This window comes from Clostridium zeae (genome assembly GCF_017312485.1).
In the GTDB taxonomy this organism is placed as follows: domain Bacteria; phylum Bacillota; class Clostridia; order Clostridiales; family Clostridiaceae; genus Clostridium_AR; species Clostridium_AR zeae.
Map to the genome: position 1 here is coordinate 860,659 of NZ_BMBA01000001.1, position 22,946 is coordinate 883,604.

At 33.0% G+C, this 22,946-nt stretch carries 16 protein-coding genes; 7 read left to right on the plus strand and 9 right to left on the minus strand.

What is annotated here, in order from left to right; translation table 11 throughout:
• Nucleotides 1–265 precede the first annotated feature (265 nt).
• Nucleotides 266–754: a hypothetical protein gene (locus tag J3477_RS04000; protein ID WP_206868268.1), complete on the minus strand. Its 489-nt coding sequence runs from the start codon at nucleotides 752–754 to the stop codon at nucleotides 266–268.
• 331 nt (nucleotides 755–1,085) lie between these two features.
• Between J3477_RS04000 and J3477_RS04005 the strand changes: the two genes are divergently transcribed.
• Entirely contained in the window at nucleotides 1,086–1,397 is a 312-nt protein-coding gene (locus J3477_RS04005; RefSeq protein ID WP_206868269.1) for a DUF3784 domain-containing protein, read from the plus strand.
• Nucleotides 1,398–1,486: 89 nt separating this feature from the next.
• Here the strand turns inward: J3477_RS04005 and J3477_RS04010 are convergent, their stop codons facing one another.
• The 4 genes from J3477_RS04010 to J3477_RS04025 form a co-directional block, all read right to left on the minus strand.
• Nucleotides 1,487–2,866: a tetratricopeptide repeat protein gene (locus J3477_RS04010; RefSeq protein ID WP_206868270.1), complete on the minus strand. Its 1,380-nt coding sequence runs from the start codon at nucleotides 2,864–2,866 to the stop codon at nucleotides 1,487–1,489.
• Nucleotides 2,867–3,126: 260 nt separating this feature from the next.
• Nucleotides 3,127–4,635: a hypothetical protein gene (locus J3477_RS04015; protein ID WP_206868271.1), complete on the minus strand. Its 1,509-nt coding sequence runs from the start codon at nucleotides 4,633–4,635 to the stop codon at nucleotides 3,127–3,129.
• Between the two features lie 341 nt (nucleotides 4,636–4,976).
• Nucleotides 4,977–5,117 carry a hypothetical protein gene (locus J3477_RS04020; RefSeq protein WP_206868272.1) on the minus strand — a complete coding sequence of 47 codons (141 nt, stop codon included), beginning with the start codon at nucleotides 5,115–5,117 and terminating at the stop codon, nucleotides 4,977–4,979.
• Nucleotides 5,118–5,209: 92 nt separating this feature from the next.
• Nucleotides 5,210–6,481 carry a tetratricopeptide repeat protein gene (locus tag J3477_RS04025; RefSeq protein WP_206868273.1) on the minus strand — a complete coding sequence of 424 codons (1,272 nt, stop codon included), beginning with the start codon at nucleotides 6,479–6,481 and terminating at the stop codon, nucleotides 5,210–5,212.
• 458 nt (nucleotides 6,482–6,939) lie between these two features.
• Between J3477_RS04025 and J3477_RS04030 the strand changes: the two genes are divergently transcribed.
• Nucleotides 6,940–7,509, plus strand: a complete 570-nt coding sequence (locus J3477_RS04030) for a TetR/AcrR family transcriptional regulator (RefSeq protein ID WP_206868274.1) — start codon at nucleotides 6,940–6,942, stop codon at nucleotides 7,507–7,509.
• Nucleotides 7,510–7,991: 482 nt separating this feature from the next.
• Here the strand turns inward: J3477_RS04030 and J3477_RS04035 are convergent, their stop codons facing one another.
• Nucleotides 7,992–8,234, minus strand: a complete 243-nt coding sequence (locus J3477_RS04035) for a hypothetical protein (RefSeq protein ID WP_206868275.1) — start codon at nucleotides 8,232–8,234, stop codon at nucleotides 7,992–7,994.
• Nucleotides 8,235–8,516: 282 nt separating this feature from the next.
• Here J3477_RS04035 and J3477_RS04040 point away from each other — a divergent pair, with 282 nt between their 5' ends.
• The 5 genes from J3477_RS04040 to J3477_RS04060 all read left to right on the plus strand — a co-directional run bounded on the left by J3477_RS04040 (nucleotide 8,517) and on the right by J3477_RS04060 (nucleotide 14,452).
• Entirely contained in the window at nucleotides 8,517–10,748 is a 2,232-nt protein-coding gene (locus tag J3477_RS04040) for a serine hydrolase domain-containing protein (protein WP_228731204.1), read from the plus strand.
• 450 nt (nucleotides 10,749–11,198) lie between these two features.
• Nucleotides 11,199–11,813, plus strand: a complete 615-nt coding sequence (locus J3477_RS04045; protein WP_206868276.1) for a TetR/AcrR family transcriptional regulator — start codon at nucleotides 11,199–11,201, stop codon at nucleotides 11,811–11,813.
• Nucleotides 11,814–11,931: 118 nt separating this feature from the next.
• A complete protein-coding gene (locus J3477_RS04050) occupies nucleotides 11,932–12,813 on the plus strand; it encodes an ABC transporter ATP-binding protein (protein ID WP_206868277.1) in 882 nt (293 codons plus the stop codon).
• Between the two features lie 4 nt (nucleotides 12,814–12,817).
• Complete coding sequence (locus J3477_RS04055; protein ID WP_206868278.1) at nucleotides 12,818–13,618, plus strand: ABC transporter permease; 801 nt, start codon at nucleotides 12,818–12,820, stop codon at nucleotides 13,616–13,618.
• Between the two features lie 39 nt (nucleotides 13,619–13,657).
• The gene (locus J3477_RS04060; RefSeq protein ID WP_206868279.1) at nucleotides 13,658–14,452 is read left to right on the plus strand and encodes an ABC transporter permease subunit; all 795 of its coding nucleotides are present in this window, start codon (nucleotides 13,658–13,660) and stop codon (nucleotides 14,450–14,452) included.
• A gap of 203 nt (nucleotides 14,453–14,655) precedes the next feature.
• Here J3477_RS04060 and J3477_RS04065 read toward each other — a convergent pair whose 3' ends face one another.
• The 3 genes from J3477_RS04065 to J3477_RS04075 form a co-directional block, all read right to left on the minus strand.
• Entirely contained in the window at nucleotides 14,656–15,276 is a 621-nt protein-coding gene (locus J3477_RS04065; RefSeq protein ID WP_206868280.1) for an RHS repeat-associated core domain-containing protein, read from the minus strand.
• A 253-nt stretch (nucleotides 15,277–15,529) separates the two neighbouring features.
• Nucleotides 15,530–15,964 (minus strand): hypothetical protein, encoded by a 435-nt coding sequence (locus J3477_RS04070; RefSeq protein WP_206868281.1) that lies wholly within the window; start codon nucleotides 15,962–15,964, stop codon nucleotides 15,530–15,532.
• Nucleotides 15,965–15,978: 14 nt separating this feature from the next.
• On the minus strand, nucleotides 15,979–22,503 hold the full coding sequence (locus J3477_RS04075; RefSeq protein ID WP_206868282.1) for a glycoside hydrolase domain-containing protein: 6,525 nt from the start codon (nucleotides 22,501–22,503) through the stop codon (nucleotides 15,979–15,981).
• Between the last annotated feature and the right edge of the window lie 443 nt (nucleotides 22,504–22,946).

A 22,946-nucleotide genomic window follows, 5' to 3' on the forward strand; every position in this document is an offset into this window, starting at 1 on the left:
AAAAAGTACGACAAAAAAACAGAATTACTCCATTTATTTTTGTGTATGTTGTACTTTAAAAATTAGCAAGAAAAATTATACATTTTTTCACCTCAAATTCCGATTTTTCTTATTATTTTACGCTTATACTTCAAATATGTCAACAGCTATTGAATTGAGATATATTGCCATTCATTATATATAGTCTGTTTCCAGAATCTAAAGCATAATAACAATCTATAATTCAATTGTAAAATATCATTCTTAAGGATTCAATTCTCAAAAACTATTTATTTAATATATCTAACAATTTATCATCAGTCAGTAAAGGCCCAATAGGACCATATCCTTCACCTTCAAAGTCCATTTGATTACTTATACTATCGTTTTTATCCAAATCAAAATAAAGCTTAGTATAAGTAACAGTTCTTAATTCCGTAGGCCTTACAGCATACTGAAAGGTTTGTTTTTCAGAATAATCAAATTCAAGCAAAGTGCCCTTCTTCTTTAAATCCTCCAACATATATAAGCTTTTATACATATCTTTGATTCCCTTAACTCTTTCATTAGTTATATTAACTATAGAGTAAAATCTATAATCTGACTTCGTTAAAGTAACCTTGCCATCTTTCTTATAATAAATAATACTATCCGGAGCTGCTATACTTCTATGTTCATTTAGCTTAGCCGGTATATTGTGCTTCATTAATAATGTAATAGCTATTATCACTAGCAGACCTACTATTACTAATACAAGGGGCTTCTTTTTATTCATATAATTTTCTCCTATAATTGGTACATCTTTAGCAAAAAAACATTTCACAATAATTATTCTACTACTAATTTGTCGTTTTTATCGCCTCTTATTAGCATGTATTTCACATTACCCCAAAATTATCATGTCGTAGCTTTACTTTTCTTAAGATACCGCCTATTTTGTAACCATTTATATAAATTGCGTTATTCGCCTTTTACATATTACAATATATTTATATATTAGCAACTACTGTAACGACAAGCTAATATACTTCGGAACAAGCAAGTACATAAAAACTTTAGATTCAATAAATATTTCAATAATGATTTTAATAAAGAGGTAATTTATAATGCCAGTTGGACTAATCGTAATAATTGCACTGTTCGTTATTTTAGGAATAATCTTCTCTTTAGGAAAAGGCGCTTTCCTAATATCAGGGTATAATACTTCAAGTAAAGAAGAAAAAGCTAAATATGATGAAAAAGCCCTATGTAAGTTTATGGGAAAGGCAATGTTTATGTTTGCTTTTTCAGTTTTCTTGTGGGGATTAAGCACTTTACTAAATCAACATATTATCTTTGTTATCGGCTTTACGCTTTTTATCGGAACCGCAATATTTCTTGTTATTTATACAAACTCAAATAATAGATTTAGAAAGTAGAATCGAAATTTAATTTATAGATGTCCGAAAATAGCACAACTATAACTATTAACATGTATAAATTAATAGCCGAAGTTGGAACTCTATAGCTAGTTACCACAACACTTCTTATACTTTTTACCGCTTCCGCAAGTACAAGGATCATTTCTTCCTATCTTAGGCTCTTCTCTAACAAAGGTTACTACCTCATTAAAGTTTTCTGCTGCTGGTTGTCCATCGTCTAAGTTACCGTCTTCACCTTTAAATAAATCTGGTGAGCCGTTTATCAGTTCAAAGAATCTATCACTATGCTTTTCATAACCTTTAAGCATCTTTCTTCTTTCACCATCATTAGCCGCTTTATCAAGGAAGTCTCTAATCAATTCGTAAAACTCAGGATAACCCTTTTTAAGTTTTTGAATTGAAGCTTTATAGTCATCATATTGGGATAATATTTGATATTCATTATAATAAGCCAAGGCATCTTTTCCATCTTCATCTAAGTCTAAAACGCTGTCAGGAAGCACCTCTAGCCCAATGAGAACACCAATTTCTTGTTTTATCTCTTCATCGTCACTTAATTTACCAAACAAGTCAGCATACTTATTGAAATTCTCAATTTCTTTCTTAGTATCTAACACATTTTCATCCTGTGGTAAAATTCCAATTGCAGCATTATTAAGTATTTCAGCCTCTTCTGCTCCACCTAGCTGCATGAAATATCTTGCAATATCGCATAGAATCCAAGCAATGTCCTCTTTAATTTCTGAATTATTTTGAGCAAGTACTACAAGCTTATCAATAGGATCGCTTATTGAAGAGTTCATTCCAAAGCTTATTTCAAGCATTATAAGTCTAAAATATAATGCAGCAATAAAGCTGATCTCTTTTTGGATCTCTAGAGCTTTTTCTATAGTCTCTTTAGCCTCATCATAATTTTCATCCTTTGCATGAGCATCGCAAAGTCCAATCCATAAAGATATATTATCAGCATCAAGTTCTAATGCTCTTTCATAAGCCTTTATCGCCTTCTTCTGCCAGCCTCTTATATGGTATGCATTAGCAAGATAACCTGAAAAAGCTGCATTTTCAGACTCTTCCTTTGAAAGTTCTTCATAAATCTTTATAGCTTTCCCACTATTATTATTTTTCAAATAAATATCTGCTAAAAGTGCTCTTACTATGAGAAGCTTAGGATTATCCTTTAGTATTTCCTCAAGAACTTTAACTGCGGAGCTTACTTCTCCTTCTCTGATAAACTCTTTTGCCTTCTCGTACTTTTCTTTTATCTCATTAGACATAACAATAACAACATCATATTCTTCTTTAGTCTTATGGTTGCTTAAAACCTCATAAGCCCCTCTTATGTCCATAAATTCTACTTCATATCTATCAAAAGGAAATTTTCTTGCAGCTGCAAAATATGCTCCTTTTATTTCTTCCTTTGTAGCTTGTCTTTCTAATTCTAAAACTCCATAAAAATCTTTCACTTACTTCAACCTTTCTAGCCTAGGGTTCACATTAAATATGCACTACTTCAATCTGAAAATACAAATTTTATTATAAAGTGGTACATCCATATTTACGCATACATAAAAGCCATCAATTACTACTATATTTTACATATGCACAAATCAAACTTTTGCAAAATAACCCTCTAAAACCTTTTGTTCTTTTAAAAAATTCGCCCTTTCTATTATACATAATTTTTTAAAAAAGCAAAGAAATAATGTGGAAATTGTATTAATTTTTACAAGCACTTTACTCTATCAAGCCAGCTCGCACCTTCAACTTTTCTATCATAATCTACTAAAACAACCTGTAAATTATCTTCATTGTAAACCTTCAGTTTATTCACAATGTTCTCCTTGAAATTTTCATTTCCTCTTCCATTATCCAAATCGATTACAACAACCTTTTTATCGTCAATATCAATCAGTGTTCTTAGTATCCCATTGATATGTTCATCATCTTTATTAAACCCAAAGCCTACGATACATATTTTATCGGATTCTTTAAAATTCTCATACATTTTAACATAACGCTTGGACATTTCTATTGAAGTCATAGGTTTAGTACCGCTTTGAGTGAAGATTAAAGGTACTAGAAAATGCTGCTCCCACTTTGATAGCTCTTCTTTTTTTCCTAATCTATTTACATAGGGATCATACCATATATCTGTGGATCCATTTAAAAAGCAGATATCATCTTTTAATATTTCCTGAATAAATACATTATAATTTGTGGTAGCAATAGTTGTAGGTTCAACTATATTTTTTTTAATAGCAGAAATTAAATCATGATAATAGCCATCAGCCTTTATTCTAGATGTATCCCCTAGTTGCTTTACTATATATTCTCTAACCGAAAGCAAAAATATATTAATCTTACAAAACTTAGCCCATTCATCTTTTGGACAGTATAGGTAATGCCAGTTTGAATCTATAAGCGACTTATAGTCGAGCACCGAAGAATATATTGTTTCTATTATATTTCTTGCAAAGCTTAGAATAAGATCTCCTTTTGATTTTAATTCTATAGTCTTATTTTCCATAACATATTCTAGTCCTGATAAACCTGTTGACTGTGAATTCAGTTGAATAACATCCCCTATATCATCAAGAAAATCTATGGAATCATCTTTATCCTTAAATATACCGTCATTTATCTTTCTAGTTAAATTCTCACTTAAAGCTCCTATTTGAAGCTGAAATATAGCCAAAATAATTTTCCTAAGCTCGTATTTCGTATTGCCCTCAAACACTCCGGGAGTTTTATATAGCTTTAGCAAGGAAGAAAAATAATTGCTTTCAAAGAGCTTATTCCCTTCATTAAAATAATCTATAAAGGATATTTCATGCTTCATGTTGCAGTTTTTCAGTGATGTTCCTAAAGTCTCATTTACTATTTGTGCATATGTCTTACTATAGCTTCCTTTAAGTTTTCCTTCTTCCTCCTTCGCTATTGCATCGAAGTCATTAATCTTCGCGATTATTTTCTCTCTATTATGTTCAATGGTATCTTTGATAATAGCTTCAAAAACCGTTTTTCCAAAAGAACTTACACTCTTAGTTTTATAATCATCAGGAAGCCAACTGGCTGCATAGTATGTAGAACCATCAATTTTTTCTCTCTGTTCCTTAAATAATTCTTTTATCTCTGTAGTATCCTGCCTAAATATTTCAAGAGCAAACTTTCCTCCAGATGGCAACCCATAACCAGCCTCTGCTCCAGCTCCAAATAAGAATCCAACCTTCAAATCTCTCACCTCTGTGATTAATTATTTTGTGTTATATGACCAATTTTTTCTGAACTCATATATAGCTAAAAACACTTTATTTTTTTCCTTATTAGTCTTATTAAAATTTCTATATAGGGCCTTAAATTCCTCTAAGTTGTATTAAATATATCTAAATGGATCAAGTTTTTTCTGATAGTAAATAAAAATAAAATCGATTTAATTTAAAATATTCTTTGTAAGAGATATGTAATACATAAGTTTTTGTATATTCAATTAATATTAACTAAACTTAATCGTTTAAATAGAAAGGACTAGATAAGTCTTATTAAATAAGTTTATCTAGTCCTTTATGTTAAGTTTTATTCACCAGCAGGCTGATAAGCTCCATCAATAGTAATTATCCCGCCATGTGTTGGTAAGCTCTTGCTTCCTATCACTGGTATTACTAACATGCAAACTAAAAGCATACCTCCAATGGTTTTAAAAAATTTATTTCTCATATCCCATCCTCCTCATTTTATAAAGCAATTATAATATATTATACACAAATTGCCATGAAATATGAAATATAAATTGTTAATATTAGTTAAATTTATTGCAATAAAATCTCCAATTTGTTTAGATATCTTACAGTTTCGCTACTACTATCCATTTTTGCTGATACTTCTGCTAGCTTTAGAACCGCATATGCTTTACCAGATTTGACATCATTAGTATCTAAAATCTCTAATAATCTGTTCATTAAATCTTGTATGCTTTTATAATCGTTCGCAGATTCATATACTGATATCAAATCCTTACAACTTTCTAGAAGATAGTCAAATCTCTTATATTCTTCTGCTAAATCAATAGCTAAACCTAATACAAGTATACTTTCTTGATAAAAGCCTGTCTTAAATAGAACCTTACCTTTGGTATTTAGTATTTGTGAAAGCATTGGCTTGCTAACTTTTACTTTCTTCGCTTTATCAACAAATTTTAAGCTTTTCTCATAGTCACCTATCTTGTAATAAGCATCAGCTATATTATTATATACCATAGATAGATTTTCATCATCTTTGTCCCTTAAAATATCAATCAAACTTAAATCTTCGTCAATAGCTTCTTCAACTCTATCTAAATACGCCAATTCATAGCCTTTCAGAGTTTTTACATTAACTAGTATATCAAAATCAATTTCATCTGCTTTATCAAAAATTATTTGATCAAGTGTCTCTAAACTCTTATCATATTGCTGAGTTAACATATAACTAACTGCTAGATTATATTTACCTTTATAGAATACTCTCTTATTTTTTTCTTCTCTCGCATAAGCTATAGCCTCTTTAAAGTAATAAATAGCATCCTCATGTTCTTCTCTTCTACTCTTACAGATACCAAGTAGTTGATATATTCTTACTTGCGACTTTCTATCTCTAAGCTCTTTGTACTTGCCTAAAGCCTTACGAAAGTAAGAGAACGCTTCCTTAAAGTCTTCTTTATTATAATACTTCTCCCCTTGAAGCTTGTACATTTCAGCCTGTAAATCATCTAATTCAAAGTCTTCAGATATCTCAATAAGTTCTTCTAACTTATCGTGATTAGGATCATTCTTTAGTTCTTCATTGCAATAATGAATTGCATCTTCCTTTGGAGTTCTTGAAAAATATTCATCATCTAAATTTAAGTTAACTGAAATCCTATTTGCAATTTTATTAAATTTTTCTGCAAGAAGTTTAGAACTAGCCTTACTTACATTTCTTCTCCCGCTTTCCATCATGCTGATAAAAGCTCTAGTCATGTTTATGCCTTCTAACTCAGCTTGGTTAACTCTAAACTTCTTTCTCATAAGTTTGATTTTTTCACTTGGACTATGAAATTCCAATGTTCTCCACCCCATTTCATTAGCTTATCGCTGTCATTTTTTTACACTTACTATCAATTATAAACTAACCTCTTACAATTTGCACCATTATTTCAAGAAAATTTGTTAATTTCTTTAATGTTTTTACAAGCATAGCCTATTAGTTGTCTCTTATTTTTATGTTTTTTGTTATACAACTTTATATCCGTTATGTCCAAATCAAATTTTATTTACGACAAATTTAAATACATCAAGTTATGCAATATAGCTAACATGCTATTTAAGCTATATAATATATTGTATGAGATTATCGAAACCTCTTAATCACAAAACCTATAAGCTAATAAACTTATAGAACCTGCTTTTTGTTATTAATTAAGACTTTTTATAATCTAGATATTTAATAAATATTATCTTATTAAAAAAGATACTATTTCTCTTTAGCAATATTATGGCGGCTCGAAATCGGAGGGACACACATGGCACAAACAACTAAAAAAGCACTTGCTGCGTCATTAAAAAAATTATTATCTCAAAAGCCTATGGATAAAATCACTATTTTTGATATTGTAGAGGATTGTGAAGTTAATAGACAAACCTTCTACTATCATTTTAAGGACATATATGATCTTGTTGAATGGATTTATACTAACGAAGCTTCACAAGCCCTTGGAGACAAAAAGACATATGATACCTGGCAGCAGGGCTTTATGCAAATTTTTGAATACGTTTCTAATAATAAAGATTTCGTTTTAAATACCTATCACTCCCTTAATCGAGAACACTTAGAAAATTATCTCTATAGTGAAACTTATAATCTTTTACTTGGTGTTGTAGAAGAAAAGGCTAGTGGTATCACTGTAAGAAATGATGACGATAAGGCGTTTATAGCACATTTTTATAAATATGCCTTTGTAGGCCTTATGCTTGAATGGATTGGCAAAGGTATGAAAGATGACCCATCTGCTATTATAGCAAGAGTAAATATTTTAATACATGGTAGCATAGTCAAAGCACTTGAAAACTTTGGAACTACTAATCATATTTAGAATTTAATTTGACTAAAACTCTTATAATTGCCTAATGTGTAAGTTATTCTATATGGTGATTATAGAAAAATACATTAACCACAACCAAACATAATACAACGTAAGTGCTCAGAAAAATCTGCTTCAGTTGAGTATTTAACAAACATAAAAAATCCACTTGATAAATGTATTAAATAAATGTTGTTATTATAAAGGACAAGCTATTTTATATAAACAACAACATTTATTTAATACATAACTATATAGAAACTTCATCTTCAACAGCTATATTGTTATCAAAGTGTACATCCATAAGTTCATCATAGTTACTTACGATTTTTGTAATAAACTCGTCTTTTTCATTAAATATATTAAACTCATGTAAGTGGGAGTTTCTCCCGTCATACTTAACTCAGGCTTTATTCCTGCCACCTCTTGTAGTTTTTTTGTACAACATATGAGCATCTCTTTTTACTCCTCTTTGCTTTTCTATTCCAATAGATTTATATATCTATCATATCTCCAATTATCTTATAGGTATTATCCCAAAATTTAGGATTATTTATATCTATATCAAATGTTCTCAGTATATCACACAAGTTTCCTTTTCCATCGTTAGCTAAAAAACCATCATATTTATCTACAAACTCTTGCCCTTTTTCTAAATACATGTCATAGAAGACTTTAGATTGTAAGTCACCAAAGATATATGGGAAATTATAAAAGTTATCTATTTCCCATTTCAAGTTTTATACCTCTATATTTATGAAGATTTTGACAGAAATTTTTGTGTCACTTCGTATACACTTATATAAATACTGTTTTTAGATTTGACATAAAATTCAAACTTAAGTTATTCTTTAGGTATTTTTTATTATTTCTTAAGACTTTTAATTTAGTGTTATGTTATTATGTTATTACCAAAATTTGTATAAGGTTATCTTTCTTTAATATCTCAATCAAAGATTTATGTTAACCAAATACAGTTTATTGGATAAATTTTTTATAAAAGAGAAGGGGGATTTATAATGAAAAAGCGATTGTTAGCATTTTCATTAATGATGCTTTTTTCGGCATCTACAACAACTACAGTTTTTGCTGAAGATATTATTACTGGAGGAACACCAGCTGCAAAACTTCCGTTTACAAGTATAAAAACGGATTTCCCTACAACTGATCTACCTTTTACAACTATCGATGGTTATAAGGCGCCAAAGCCAAATATATCTTCACAGCTTAACAAAAAAAATTCACTTGTTAAAAGCTCTTCGGATTCAGCTTATGCTGCAACAAAAGCAGTTGCTGATGAAAAGGCTTCTGTCATTACGTCTTACTATGGGTGTACAAGCCTTCAATATGCCTTGATAGACAATGGTAAAATCGTACTATCTGGTAATTCAGGACTAGCCTCCGTAGAGAAAGCTACTACTCCTACAGCTGACACTATGTACGGTATTGGCTCAGTAAGCAAAATGTTTGCTACAACTGCAGTAATGACTTTAGTAGACAAGGGCAGAATCAACTTAGATGCTCCAGTTACCCAATATATTAGAGAATTTAAAATGGCAGATGAAAGATATAAAAAGATTACAGTTAGAATGCTTCTAAATCATTCTTCTGGACTTATGGGCTCAAGCTTATCTAATGCATTACTTTTTGGAGATAATGATACAAATGCTCATGATACTTTCTTAGCACAACTAAGAACTCAACGTCTAAAGGCTAATCCTGGTGAATACTCAGTGTATTGCAATGATGGCTTTACCTTAGCTGAAATCCTAGTAGAACGTGTTACAGGGACAAGCTTTACAAACTATATAACGAGGACAATCTTAAATCCATTAAAAATGGAAGACACAAAGACTCCAGTAAGTTCATTTGATAGAGAAAAGTTAGCCAAGACATATGCTAATGGAATCTCTGAAGCTTTACCAGCAGAAAATTTTCTTGCTATCGGTGCTGGTGGTATTTATTCAAGTGCAGAAGATTTATGTAACTTTGCAACAACCTTCACAAATAATTCAAACGGAGTTCTTTCAAAGAAATCTATTAAAGCAATGGAGAATAAAGAATATCTAAGAGGGGTTTGGCCTGAAGATAATGATAATGTGTTAGGCTATGGTTTAGGCTGGGATGATGTAAATACCTATCCTTTCAATCAATATAATATAAAAGCTTTATCCAAAGGCGGCGATACACTCTACTATCACACTAACTTTACAGTCCTTCCAGATCAAAATATGGCAGTGGCAGTGGTGAGTTCAGGCTCCTCCAGTACTTACGATCAAGTAATGGCTCAAGAGATACTTCTTGCTGCATTAAAAGAAAAAGGTGTCATAAATGAAATTAAACCAGATAAGACTTTTCCTGCCTCAGAAAAAGCAACAGTACCAGCAGAAATCAAAAATCTCGAAGGCAAATATCTATCATCTTCAGGATTTCTTGATACCAAGGTAGATACTGAAGGCGGCACCTTAAGTTTATCCTATCCTCAAATGCCACAATACGGTACACAGACTTTCAATTATACTAAAGATGGTTACTTTGTATCCTCTGATGGTACTGAAAAACTTAAGCTAGTAAAGGAAACTAATGGAGAAACCTATCTTGAAGAAGGAATATATGCAAGTCTTCCTCTTCTTGGACAAACTGCTATCGACTATTATGTTGCACAAAAGGAAACTCTTAATACACTTCCAGAAAATATCGCTAAGGCTTGGGATAAAAGAGATGGAAAAAATTATTACCTCTTAAATGAAAAATATTCCTCAATGCTCTATCTTCGTGGATATCCTGTTGCGCAGGTAGGCTTTTCAAAAGGCTTTGAAGGATATTTAGGAGCAAATAAAATTGTAGATAAAAATACAGCAGTTTCTATATTAGATGGACCAGGTACTATGTCACGAGATCTAGTAGATTTTAATTTCTTTAAGCTTGGTAGGTACGAATACCTAAGTGCTGATGGTAGAATTTATATAGAAGACTCTGCAATAGATACTCTCTCTTCAAAAAGTGCTTTCACTTGTAAAATTGATAAAGATGGATTTGCAAAGTGGTATAAGATTGGTAGCGAATCTGCTGATAAAGAAATTACTGTAAATCTTCCATGCAATTCAGCCTTTGTAGTTTACGATAGCAATGGCACACTAGTAAATGATTCATTAGTTACAGGCTCCAACAAAGTTAAATTACCTAAGGACGGAACAATCGTATTCTTAGGTAGCGCACATTCTGAATTTAAGGTTCAGTACAACAACTAAAGGGGGCCCATGTATAAATTAATAATTAGGCTAGTACCCCTATAAAGACTTCCTAAATCACATAAATTACTTCTTACAAAAATGCAGATGTACTATTCATCTGCATTTTCTTTATATTTATAAGTAGCCTAATCTACTCATAACATCTTAAAATATTTTTGGCAACATTACGCTTCTTTGCCCTACCATATAATCACCAACATTTATTTAATACATAGTACTAGGCTTTTAAAATAGTATCTCTTTCACCGAGCTGCTATCAATAAACATATAGCTATATAAATATGTTTTCAAAGATGCTTTAAGAAGCACTTCTTAACAATATTTTAAGCATTTACTTTAGAGAAAAGACGACACAAAAATATTTCCCTATCCCCATTGACCAAATCGGTTTATAGAGTTACAATTAAGTAAACCGATTCGGTTTATAGCAATTGTGAGGTGGTGTTCTTGGAAAAATTTAAAAACTTGCCAAAGGAAAAGCAAGATACAATTATAAATGCAGCTCTAAAAATTTTTGGATCAAATGGTTATAAAAAAGCTTCAGTCAATGATATTGCTTCTGCTGCTGGGATATCTAAAGCCATGGTATTTCACTATTTTGGTACAAAAAAAGCCCTTTACCTTTATTTAATTGAACTTTGCGGAAATATTGTTGTGAATGAGATCATTAATAGATTTGATAACACAGTTACTGACTTTTTTGACAGAATCAAAATGACTACTGAAATTGAACTTTCTGTTATGAAGCAGTACACTGCTATTCCTACCTTTTTGACAAGTATGTATTTTGAAGCTGATGAAGAAGTTAAGGATGATATTAAAGCTATCATCTCACAAGGGGACGGCTTTAGAGAAAAAATCGCCTTAGATGGTATAGAGGTATCAAAGTTTAAAGAATCAGTTGATCTTAAAGTTGTAATGAAAATGCTCACTTGGATGGCTGATGGCTTTATGAATCAGTTTTCAGGTAAAACAGATGTAGATTTCGAAGGCATCTGTAATGAATTTTACGATTGTCTTAATATGTTAAAAAAGAACTTTTATAAAGAAGAATATTTGTAGTACTTAAACCTTAAATACATATTAAAGCTGTAACTACAGTATAAATTAGAAGCTGAACTATGGATTTGTAATTATTAAAGAACCTTATAATAATATTAAAATTTGGGAGGCTTAAATTATGAATGTGATTGAAATTAGCAATCTTACAAAACAGTATGGTAAGTCTAGAGGTATCATTGATGTTAATCTAAATATTGAAGAAGGAGAAATATTCGGTTTCATTGGACCAAATGGTGCTGGAAAGTCCACTACTATTAGAACACTTTTAGGGCTTATCTATCCAACTAGTGGAAGTGCAACTATATTCGGAAAGAATTGCATTGAAAGTCCTGAAGTAAGACAATCTTTAGGTTATCTTCCATCAGAAGTTTTCTATTACGATAATATGAAGGTTATAGATTTGTTAAAATACTCTGCAAGCTTTTACAAAAAGGACTGTACTAAAAGAATTCATGAACTTGCAGAAATTATGGATCTAGATTTAAAAAAGAAAATAGATGATCTTTCCTTTGGGAACAAAAAGAAAGTCGGCATCGTACAAGGACTTTTACATGAACCAAAGCTAATCATACTAGATGAACCAACAAGTGGTCTCGACCCATTAATGCAGCAAAGATTTTTTGAGCTTATCAAAGAGGAAAATAAAAAAGGTGCAACTGTATTCTTCTCCTCTCATATCCTAGGTGAAGTTCAAAAGATGTGCGACCGTGTAGCTTTTATAAAAGATGGTAAAATAATTAAGCTTGAAAAAATGAGCACTCTTCAAGAAAATAACTACAAAAAAATCAGCATTGAAGCTAAATCAGGCATTAAAAAAGATGAATTTAATATTAGTGGAGTAAGCAATTTTAACATAGAAGGCACAACAGCTAGTTTCATCTTTAAGGGTAATATTAACTCCATCACTAAAAAGCTTGCCGAAATCGATTTAAGTAATATATCCATTGAAGAACCAGATTTAGAGGAAATCTTTATGCATTATTATAATAAGGAGGATTAGTACTATGAATATGTTTCTACATGAACTAAAATCTCTCCGAAAAACAACAATTATATGGACGGTTTCTCTAGTTGCATTGCTTGCACTTTATCTTTCCATATATCCTGGAATGGCAAAAGATGCTGAGGATTTTAAAACCTTACTGGGAAACTACCCAGCACCAGTTAGAGCAATCTTAGGTATTAACCTTGACACTATTACATCAATTTTAGGATTTTATTCAATGATATTTTCCTTTATCGTAGTTTTTGGAGCCGTTCAAGCGATGAATCTTGGAGTTTCAATACTTTCTAGAGAAGCTAGAGAAAGAACAGCTGATTTCCTACTAGTAAAACCAGTGTCACGTACCTCCATTGTAACTGCAAAACTTTTAGCAGCTTTTACTGATATAGTTATTACAAATGTGATTTTCTTAACTGTTTCTTTTATCATGGCAAATGCGGTTAAAACCTCAGACTTTGATTTAAAAGCATTTTTCTTGATTAACCTTACATTATTTTTCATCCAAGTTATATTTCTTGCAATAGGAATGATTTCTTCAGTATTTTTCAAGAAACTTAAAAATATTCTTCCTTTATCACTAGGAGTAGTCTTTGGATTGTACATGATAGGCGCACTTATTGCTACTGGAAAAGACGTTGATGCTACTCGTTACATCTCTCCTTTTAGATATTTTGATATTCCTTATATCATAAAGAACACAAGCTATGAGGCTTCATATATGATTACCGGAATAGCAATTGTAGTTATTTCTATTATTGTAAGCTATATCGTTTATAACAAAAAGGATATCCATGCAGTGTAAGCTTAATGCACTTGGATTTAATTATAAGGAGGTCTAATTATGAATATTTTTATAAGAGAATTAAAAGCCAACAGAAAAGCTCTTATAATATGGAGCATATGTATGGTTTTATTGGTTGTAAGCGGTATGGCAAAGTATACAGCCTATTCAAGTGGTGGTTCTGCTAGCGAGGTTCTTAATAAAATGCCCGCAACTTTAAAAGCATTATTAGGTATAGGTGCCTATGATGTTGCCAGCATGGGAGGTTTCTTCGCATTCTTATTTCTTTACATCGAAATAACAGTGGCTATTCATGCCGTACTCTTAGGTAATGGTATTATAGCAAAGGAAGAAAGAGATAAAACCACAGAGTTTTTGATTGTTAAACCAGTTTCTAGATCTACAATAATAACTTCAAAGCTTCTTGCAGCCTTAGTAAATATAGTGATTATTAATTTAATCACCTTGGTTTCTTCTATAGCTATGGTTGGAGTATATAATAAAGGAAATTCAATTAATGGAGAGATATTTACATTCTTCGTTAGCATGTTTATCATTCAGCTGATTTTCCTTTCACTTGGCGCCTTGTTATCAGCTTTTATGAAAAAAGCTAAAGTATCAGGCTCAGTTGCTACTTCCATATTACTATTTTCCTTTGTAATATCAAAGATTACTGATATAACAGATCGTATGAACTTTTTAAATGTACTTTCACCTTTTAAATATTTTAGTTATGTGGATATTGTAAATGGAAACGGATTGAACTTCGTGATAGTTATTATAACAATCATAATGATAGCACTATTTTCCATACTCACTTACTTCTTCTATAATAAGAGGGATTTATCTGTTTAAATAAAGATAAAATAAAAATCAGCCCTGCACTTTGTATGCGGGGCTGATTTTTTGTTATTAGTTTTCTCTACATTATGCAGTAAATTTCTAATTACTTAATGTTTCCTCAGCCCAAATGGCATTTCTCGTTAGCTTTTTACCACAAGTTAGGCAATTTACTTCATGTAGATTCCATGCAGAATTTAGAGCTCCTTGCCTATCTTTCACAGTATCGTATAGACTTGGTATAGTTGTATTTGCAATCTCACCCTTCCAACCACAAATTTGATTAGATATTCACTTTCCCTAGCATCACTTAACGTCTGTGGAATCAGCTTTGATTCTAGTATAAGTGCCTCATACACCTTACCATATTCTCCAGCAAATCTTTGAGCTACAGCTGGATCTGTAGTAACCGACATCATGGTTCTATCTACACCAAAAATAAGCTTAGCATCTTTTCCTATATCAACTTCATCTTTAGCTATTTTTCCTGCGTCACCAAAATCCCCGAAGAAAGGTATAGCACTAACTAAAGACAATCCTGCATATCCCCATTTTCCTTGGAAGGCATACCACACCGCATTTGCTGTATCTGGTACTGCACCTAAAAATGATATTAAGCCTAAGGTATTTAAAGCAGTATGCCCCACATCACTTGCCATATCTGCGCATCTACCAAATGGATCAACCATGGATATTGGGTTTCCATTTGCATAAGCGTAGTTATTAAGAGTTTCTCCATTGTTGATGGTACCTTTTAGGGTATCAGCATTTATGAATCTCTTAAGTTCTGGTGAGTAGTAACGAGCTCTCATATAGTAAAGTCCGTTGGAATCAGTCATAACACCGTACTACCATTGTATAAGAATAAACTAGCCTACTCTTTTGAACTGCTCCCCGTCAACTTGACAGAGAGCAGTTCATTGTTTTTCAGCTAGTTCATTATGTCCTTTTGTCACTGCATTATTAATATTATGCTGTTAGTTTATAGGTGCAATACATCCCCACAGATATCATAATTTATTAAGCTTCAAAAATGACCTTCACACCTAATAATTTTGCAGTGAATATTTTGTAAGAAATGTAATTAATTTTTTAATCTAGTTTTTCTAGTGTAAAAATTAACTTATCAAAATTCGTATCAAATCCAATATCATTACAGTTATAGGTCAATATATTGTCATTTTCCACCACAATCATTCCTGATGTATGCGATTGAGATTGTGCCCCATTACCTTTATCCCACATATTGTAGATGCTCAAGCACTCATCCTTGGTATAACATTTACAAATAACTTCCTTTGGAGACGTATCATCCCACAATTGAATTGATGTATATAGTTGTCCATTTACTTCAATTCCATTATCTGTTGCAAGTCTTATCCCTTGTTTTTTAGGTGAATTTTTGCTAATGAAAGTAATTTTTATATTTTGTCCATTTGAGATTTTCTGTATATCCCACTTTATTACATCATTTCTCCCTTCAAAAGCCTTATTTATAATTTTTTCTTTTCCAATTTTATCAATCATTATTTTCTTCCTTTCTATGGTCTTGGTCCATTGTAGAACCTAAATGGGTCAACATCAGCATGCTCCCATGGCCACAATTCTGTAAGATTATTTATATTATGTGGGTCAGTACCTCCCCTACCTTCTATATGATGTAATTCTTTTGGTACTCCTATTTCATCATGTAGAGGCGCCCTTCCCTTTGACATCTTAGCTAAATTTTCTGCTGAGTATTCTCCCTCTTCAGCAGCATTAGCTACATTCTTCCAATACCTAGATTTTACGGTATTCCAAGATGGGTAATTCCCTGCTTTTGTTAAAGCATTAATATCATCACCAACTTGCCAACCTTTGTTAGTAGCTTCAGCTTCCTCCCCAATTTTAGAAATAAGTTTAGCATCTTTTCCTATATCAACAGCATCTTTAGCTATTTTTCCTGCGTCAGCAAAGTCTCCAAAGAAAGGTATTGCACATGATAAAGACAATCCTGCATATCCCCATTTTCCTTGGAAGGCATACCACACTGCATTTGCTGTATCTGGTACTGCTCCTAAAAATGGTATTAAACCTAAGGTGTCTAAAACAGTATGACCCACATCACTTGCCATATCCGCACATCTACCAAACGGGTCAATCATAGAGATTGGATTTCCATTGGCATAAGCGTAGTTATTAAGAGTTTCTCCATTATTGATTGAACCTTTTAAGGTATCGGCATTTATGAATCTCTTAAGTTCTGGTGAATAGTAACGAGCTCTCATATAGTAAAGTCCGTTGGAATCAGTCATAACACCGTCACGGCCATTGTATAAGAAAGAGGTTGTAGCAGTTCCAGTGTGAGTCAAAAGCTCGCCATATGCTCCGTAGGTATATCTATCAGTAACTACTTGCTGCAAGTTAGTTATAGCTGTTGTGCTTCCTCTTAGGTCATAGTGGTATACAAGATAGCCACCTGAGCTTTCTTCACCTAGAAGACCTATACCATATACATAATAAGTGCTATTTCCAGTTGAATCTGTGCTAACCAGTAGTCTGCTTAAATCGTTTGAAATACCGTCATATACATAAGTAGTCTTTTTACTGTTTACAGTTTGTGAGATACGGTTATTTAAAGCATCATAAGCATAGGTTGCCCCACCTGCTTGAGTAAGTCTATTCCCTGAATCATAAGTGAAGTTTGTTGAACTTCCCTTAAGAATACCGCTGGTCATGTTTCCATCAAGGTCGTAGGATATAGTACTTCCATTATAGGTAATGAGTCTGTTGTTCTTGTCGTAAGTCATTGTGCCGCCGCCAGAGGTTATATTTCCTGCAGCATCATAGGTATAAGTATAACTTGCTGTAGCTTTACCTGTGGAGTCAACATCGCTTCGGCTCATCACTCTGCCTAGAGCATCATAGGTCATTGTTGAAGTAATCTGACCATTTGAAGATACTTCCTTTGTGATTTGACCATTTGCATTGTATTCATAAGTGTAACTATTTATTATATTACCAGATTTATCTGTATCTTTCATTGAAGTAAGTCTTCTTGCTGCATCATAGCCTTCAGTTAGTATACTTCCATCTGGTCTTACTGTTTTTATAAGGTTTCCACTCTTGTCATAACTATAAGTTGTTACTCTATTTGCCCAGTCTGTAACGGTTGAAAGATGATTTCCCGCATCATATGCATAGCTTACCTTGCTTCCGTTTGGATAGGTAATAGATGAGAGATTGCCTACAGCATCATAGCTGTATTGTATCACATTTTTATTTACATCAGTATATTTTACAACTCGATTTAGAGCATCGAACTGACGAGTTATAGTGCCTTGTGCATCAGTAACTGTAAGCACATTACCATTCTTATCATAGGTATAAGAGGTTGTACCTTCAGTATCGGTAAAGCTTTTAACCCTTCCTGCTGCATCATAGGTATAGTCTTTTTTTTGTCCTCTAGCATTTGTAAGCTCAGATAGTAGATTTAAGGAATTATAAGTGTAGCTTATTTTCCCTCCAGATGGAGTGCTTTCAGAAGTCATTCTGCCAGAAGTATCATAGGTATAAGCAGTAGTTTCTCCTGCTGGTCCTGTAAGAGACGCAGTATTTCCATCAGCAGTGTACTGACAAGTGCTTACTCCATTCATGGCATCAGTTACGGATATAAGTCTTCCACCTGCATCATACTTTGAAACGGTCTTATTGCCCATGGCATCAACCACTTGAGTAAGATTTCCTATCGAATCGTACGTATTGCTTGTCTTATTCCCCAACTCGTCCACTGAAGATATGAGTAAATTAGCTGCATCATAAGCAAAAGTTTTTGAATTTCCATTGCCATCAGTCCTTTTAACTGTGTTTCCATTAGCATCATATAAGGTACTTATGACATTTCCAAGTGCATCTGTTTGTGCTGTTAGTCTTCCATCAGCATCATAGGTATAGGTTACAGTATGGCTATTTGCATCAGTAGCTGATTTAAGTAGACCAGCTAAATCATAAGCATAAGTAGTCATATTTCCTAGCGCATCTTTTATACTTGTTCTTTTGTTATTTCCATCATAAGTATAGGTAGTTATATTTCCATTAGGGTCTGTTTTTGTGAGCAGGTTTCCATAGGAGTCATAGGTGTAAGTTGTCACATCTCCCATTTTATCAGTTTCACTCAAAAGATTACCTTGAAGGTCATAGGTATTTGCAGTTGAGTTTCCTAGTGGATCTGTAATAGAGCTAAGTCTCCAGTTTGTATCATACTTGTAAGTGTTAAGATTACCTGCGGCATCAGTTTCTGTCTTTAACTTATTGTTAGCATAATAGGTATCAGTGATAGTTCCACCACTTGGTTTTGTTGTAGTTAGAACATTGCCCACTGCATCATAGGTATACTTTGTTATATTGCCATTGGCATCAGTCTTACTTGTGACACGACCACTAGCATCATAGGAGGTTGAGGTTATATTTCCTTGGGCATCCTTAACTTGAATTTCTCTATCCTCACCATCATAGGTATAAGTCTTAATTCCACCTTTTTCATCGGTCATAGATGTAACTTTATTGTTAGCATTATAGACATAGGATCTTTTGTTACCATTAGCATCTGTCTGAGTTATTAGACTTCCTCTACTGTCATAGGTATATGAAACTATTCCTCCATTTGGATCTGTCTTACTTAATAGATTTCCCTTTTTATCGTAGGAATTTGTTATCTTATTTCCTTTTGCATCAGTGGAGGTAGCTACATGTCCAGCACCATCATAGGTAAAGGTAGTAGCCCCTAACTGTGGATCTGTTGCTGTACCTACTAGTCCACTTTGATAGGTAAAGGTATATTTATGATCACTAATATCTTTTTCTATAGGAAGACCATTAGTATCATAAACATATTTAGTAATATTTCCACGGGCGTCTGTACTAGTTAAAATTCTGTTATTACTGTCATAGGTATATTGTGTAGTACCACCATCCGGATTTTTCTGAGACAACATATTATTATTTGAATCATAGGTGAAGGTTGTCTTTGAACCTACTGCATCTGTTGTGGTTAACAGATTGTTATTGGTGTCATAGGTTTTTGTTGTAACATTTCCATTACCATCAGTTTCAGTTAGTATATTTCCATTGTCATCATAAGTATATTTTTTCGTATTACCGTTCTGATCTATGGAAGATAAAAGCTGTTTATTGCTATTGAAAACATTCTTATAGCTATTTCCATTCCTATCTGTGACAGTGACAATAGTTTGACCACTTACTGAGGTTGTATCATAGCTAAAATATGTGAGCTTGTTTCCTGAAACACCATCATCTTGTGAAGTTATTTTTCCTGTACTGTCATAAGTATCTGTAAAGTATAGTTCATTGTCACCATCAGTTCCAGTCAAAACATGACCTGCAGAGTCGTAGGTGTATTTTTCAGTCTTACCGTTTTCGTCAGTAATCGCTGATAAACACATATTGTTGTCATACTGGAAGCTTACTGTCCTTGTGGCACTATCAGTAATACTGCTTACAAAGCCATTGCTATAATTTACTGTTATTGCCTTTCCAGAAATAGGCTCAGTGATAACCATAGTTAATGAGTTTGGATAGGTTACATTGATAACCATACCAAGTTTGTTTTGAACTTTAGTTAATGCACCATATTTATCAAAGCCGTATTTTATATTGTTTCCGCAATTTAATAAATATGTGCCATCAGAATTTACTGTTATACTCCAGTTCTTCTTTCCAGTTGTACTAGTTGTATATACACCTGCTGTTGAGCTTTGTGTAAAGGTAATATATGAGGATGGATAGGTGTAATAATATAAGGATCCATCAGGCTGTTTTTCAATTCTCATCTCGTAATTGTTGTACCAGCCTTTACCCATTGCACCTGTTGAAAGCTGTGATGAGTTATAGTTTAGTTCAAAGGAGAATTTTTGTGCACCTTGCACTTCTAAGAAACTTTTCTCTATTATATGGGAGCCTGTACTAGAATCCACAGGATCGGCAACCTTTGTTTCGCCTGGCATCACTGGAACATCTGAATAAACCTGTGGAGTATTGGAGCTTGCAACTACATAGCTAACTCCTGGATCATTTCCAGAAAAACTATCTTTATCAATCTCAAGCTGTCCTGCTGTACCGCTACCTATAGTTACTGTAGCAAATTGATCAAAGGCCCATTGAGTAGGTATCTTATAGCCAAGATTACCACTAAAGCCAGTGGACATATCACAAACAAAGATATTAGAAGCATAACCTGCACTATATACTCTTGCTGCCACATTTCTTGCTCCATACACACCAATCTTGTATCCATTACCATTATGGCTGTTAAAATATGAACTTATAGCTTGGAAGTAAGGTATTACATTACTTGTAACATCTGAGTCCATAGCATCAAAATCTACAGCAAAATAAATGGTGGTACCGCTAGGTAATCCAAGGTTTGCAGATGCATTAATTGCATTTGCTGCATCAGTGATTCCCTGAGAAGCTGTAAAATACGAAAGATAGGTTCCACTAGTTTCGTAAATTGGGAAGAACTTTAATCCATTGTTAAAGATTATCTTGATTTCGGAAGCTGTCAGTGCTTTACTTATTCCATTTGCTTTTCCTGTTAAATATCTTCCGATCATATTATATCCATTGTTCTTTAAGGTAGTTGCTGTAGCATTTGTTAATATAGTTGCACAATCTGCTGCAGTGGCTGATCTATTGGTATCTCCACAGCTTGCAAGTGTAGCCTTTATAGTAGGCATATCTGCAATACCTGTTACAGGAAGACGCATTAAGGATTGGAAGGACTTTACCGCTGAAGTTACACCACTTCCGTATACACCATCAAAGGCACCAGGATCAAAGCCATTACAATACAAGGCGTATTGCAAGAGCTTTACAAAGTTAGTTCTAGTATCGCCTGACTGTAGAGTTGGACAACTCGAAGTGGTTGTAGGACCAAAAGCCCCATTTGCAGTACTAGTACTAAGTCCCTCTTCTGCCTGCAGAGCATAAATTAAGGCTTTATTAGTAGCAGCAACATATACTCCATTTGTAGGTAGAAGTCCTGTATAAGCATTATATTTATTGTTTAAATTCTGCTGTATCTGTCTTATTTTCGAGTCACCATTGTAGGATAAAACAAATGGATCTGTGTTTAAAAGAGCCTTCATGACCATGGCAGTTACAACGCCATCGCAATTTGCAAGTCCAGCATCAGCTTGGAATTGCTTTACTGCATTTTGGGTTTGGGTATAAAATATCCCTGAAAAACCTCCAGGTGAATAGCCTTTACAATAAAAACCTCCCTGCAATATATACTCCATATTAGTTGGAGTTGTTATATTGTTTGATGCTCTTATTGTAATTGTCTTAAAAGCTGAAGTTGTAGCAGGTCCAAAGGTACCTGTAGGAGTTGTTATCCCTAATTCAATTTGCATTGCAGTAATCAAAGCTTGCTCAACTTCATTACCCGTTTGTCCACTTTCAGTAACTCCATTTGGAAAAACACTTTTGAATTTTGCATTTGAACCATAAGTTTGATTAAGCCACTGCTGAACTGTTAAAACCATTTGATCAATGCTTGCTGTACTAGCAAATAACTCAGCATTTAATAGGTTTGATCTATCGGCTGACGTATATGGAGTGTTAGAAGCTTTACTGCTACTGTCTACCTTTGCATTTGAATTACTAGAACCACTGGAACTAGTTGTACTGCTAGTAGTTTTACTTGAACCATCACTGGTATTAGAGCTTGTCCCACTTCCGTTATTGTTTTTATTATCACTAGTCCCTACGGTGCTATTTTTATCGTCCTTTGAATTGTTGTTGGTACCATCACTGGCATTACTAGCACCCTTTTCAGCATTATTTGTGGTACTACCTGTAGAATTACTTGTATTACTGCTTGTCCCACTTGTACTGCTAACTTCCTTCTTTGATGCATCATCTTTTGAAGAATTAGCCTTAACATCATTTGTTGCCGCAGTAGCTGGTAAAGTCTTTATGCCAAATACATCGCTAAGTGACGTAATCTGAGAAGATAAGAAAGCTACGAGCAATACAACAGCTGTTATTTTCCGCATTTGCTTCATTTTTACCACCATTCCTTTCATAATTTAATATACAGATAAAAACGAAAAATATTTAATTGCTCTATGTAATCGAGACGAACTTCAAACTATTCACATGGATATGTCCGCTATGAACAAACTGAAATTCACATCGTTATAAGGGGGTAATTGATTAACTTATTAGGTTTTGAATCGAGCAAAAACACAGTTGTCAGCTATAATATGAAGAACATCTTTATCAAAGTTGAAATACAATTCTAAAAACAATAAACAAAAATATTACTTTTTGTATTTATAATGACGTTTTATATAGGTCAGAATAACCATTTTAATATTATTCCTGTCTACTTTTCTTGTAAATATAATTTTTCTTTCATTTTTCTACATTTTTTGCAGTTACATAGTTTACAAACCATTTGATTTGTGGAATAGATTTATATGTTTTCAATTAAGCTTTCAGCCGG

What these genes read in the sequence shown, in the direction of transcription:
- J3477_RS04060 (WP_206868279.1), top strand. Translation starts at nt 13,658, where the DNA reads ATGAATATTTTTATAAGAGAATTAAAAGCCAACAGAAAAGCTCTTATA.
- J3477_RS04030 (WP_206868274.1), top strand. Translation starts at nt 6,940, where the DNA reads ATGGCACAAACAACTAAAAAAGCACTTGCTGCGTCATTAAAAAAATTA.
- J3477_RS04055 (WP_206868278.1), top strand. Translation starts at nt 12,818, where the DNA reads ATGAATATGTTTCTACATGAACTAAAATCTCTCCGAAAAACAACAATT.
- J3477_RS04065 (WP_206868280.1), bottom strand. Translation starts at nt 15,276, where the DNA reads ATGACTGATTCCAACGGACTTTACTATATGAGAGCTCGTTACTACTCA.
- J3477_RS04070 (WP_206868281.1), bottom strand. Translation starts at nt 15,964, where the DNA reads ATGATTGATAAAATTGGAAAAGAAAAAATTATAAATAAGGCTTTTGAA.
- J3477_RS04040 (WP_228731204.1), top strand. Translation starts at nt 8,517, where the DNA reads ATGAAAAAGCGATTGTTAGCATTTTCATTAATGATGCTTTTTTCGGCA.
- J3477_RS04020 (WP_206868272.1), bottom strand. Translation starts at nt 5,117, where the DNA reads ATGAGAAATAAATTTTTTAAAACCATTGGAGGTATGCTTTTAGTTTGC.
- J3477_RS04050 (WP_206868277.1), top strand. Translation starts at nt 11,932, where the DNA reads ATGAATGTGATTGAAATTAGCAATCTTACAAAACAGTATGGTAAGTCT.
- J3477_RS04005 (WP_206868269.1), top strand. Translation starts at nt 1,086, where the DNA reads ATGCCAGTTGGACTAATCGTAATAATTGCACTGTTCGTTATTTTAGGA.
- J3477_RS04000 (WP_206868268.1), bottom strand. Translation starts at nt 754, where the DNA reads ATGAATAAAAAGAAGCCCCTTGTATTAGTAATAGTAGGTCTGCTAGTG.
- J3477_RS04075 (WP_206868282.1), bottom strand. Translation starts at nt 22,503, where the DNA reads ATGAAGCAAATGCGGAAAATAACAGCTGTTGTATTGCTCGTAGCTTTC.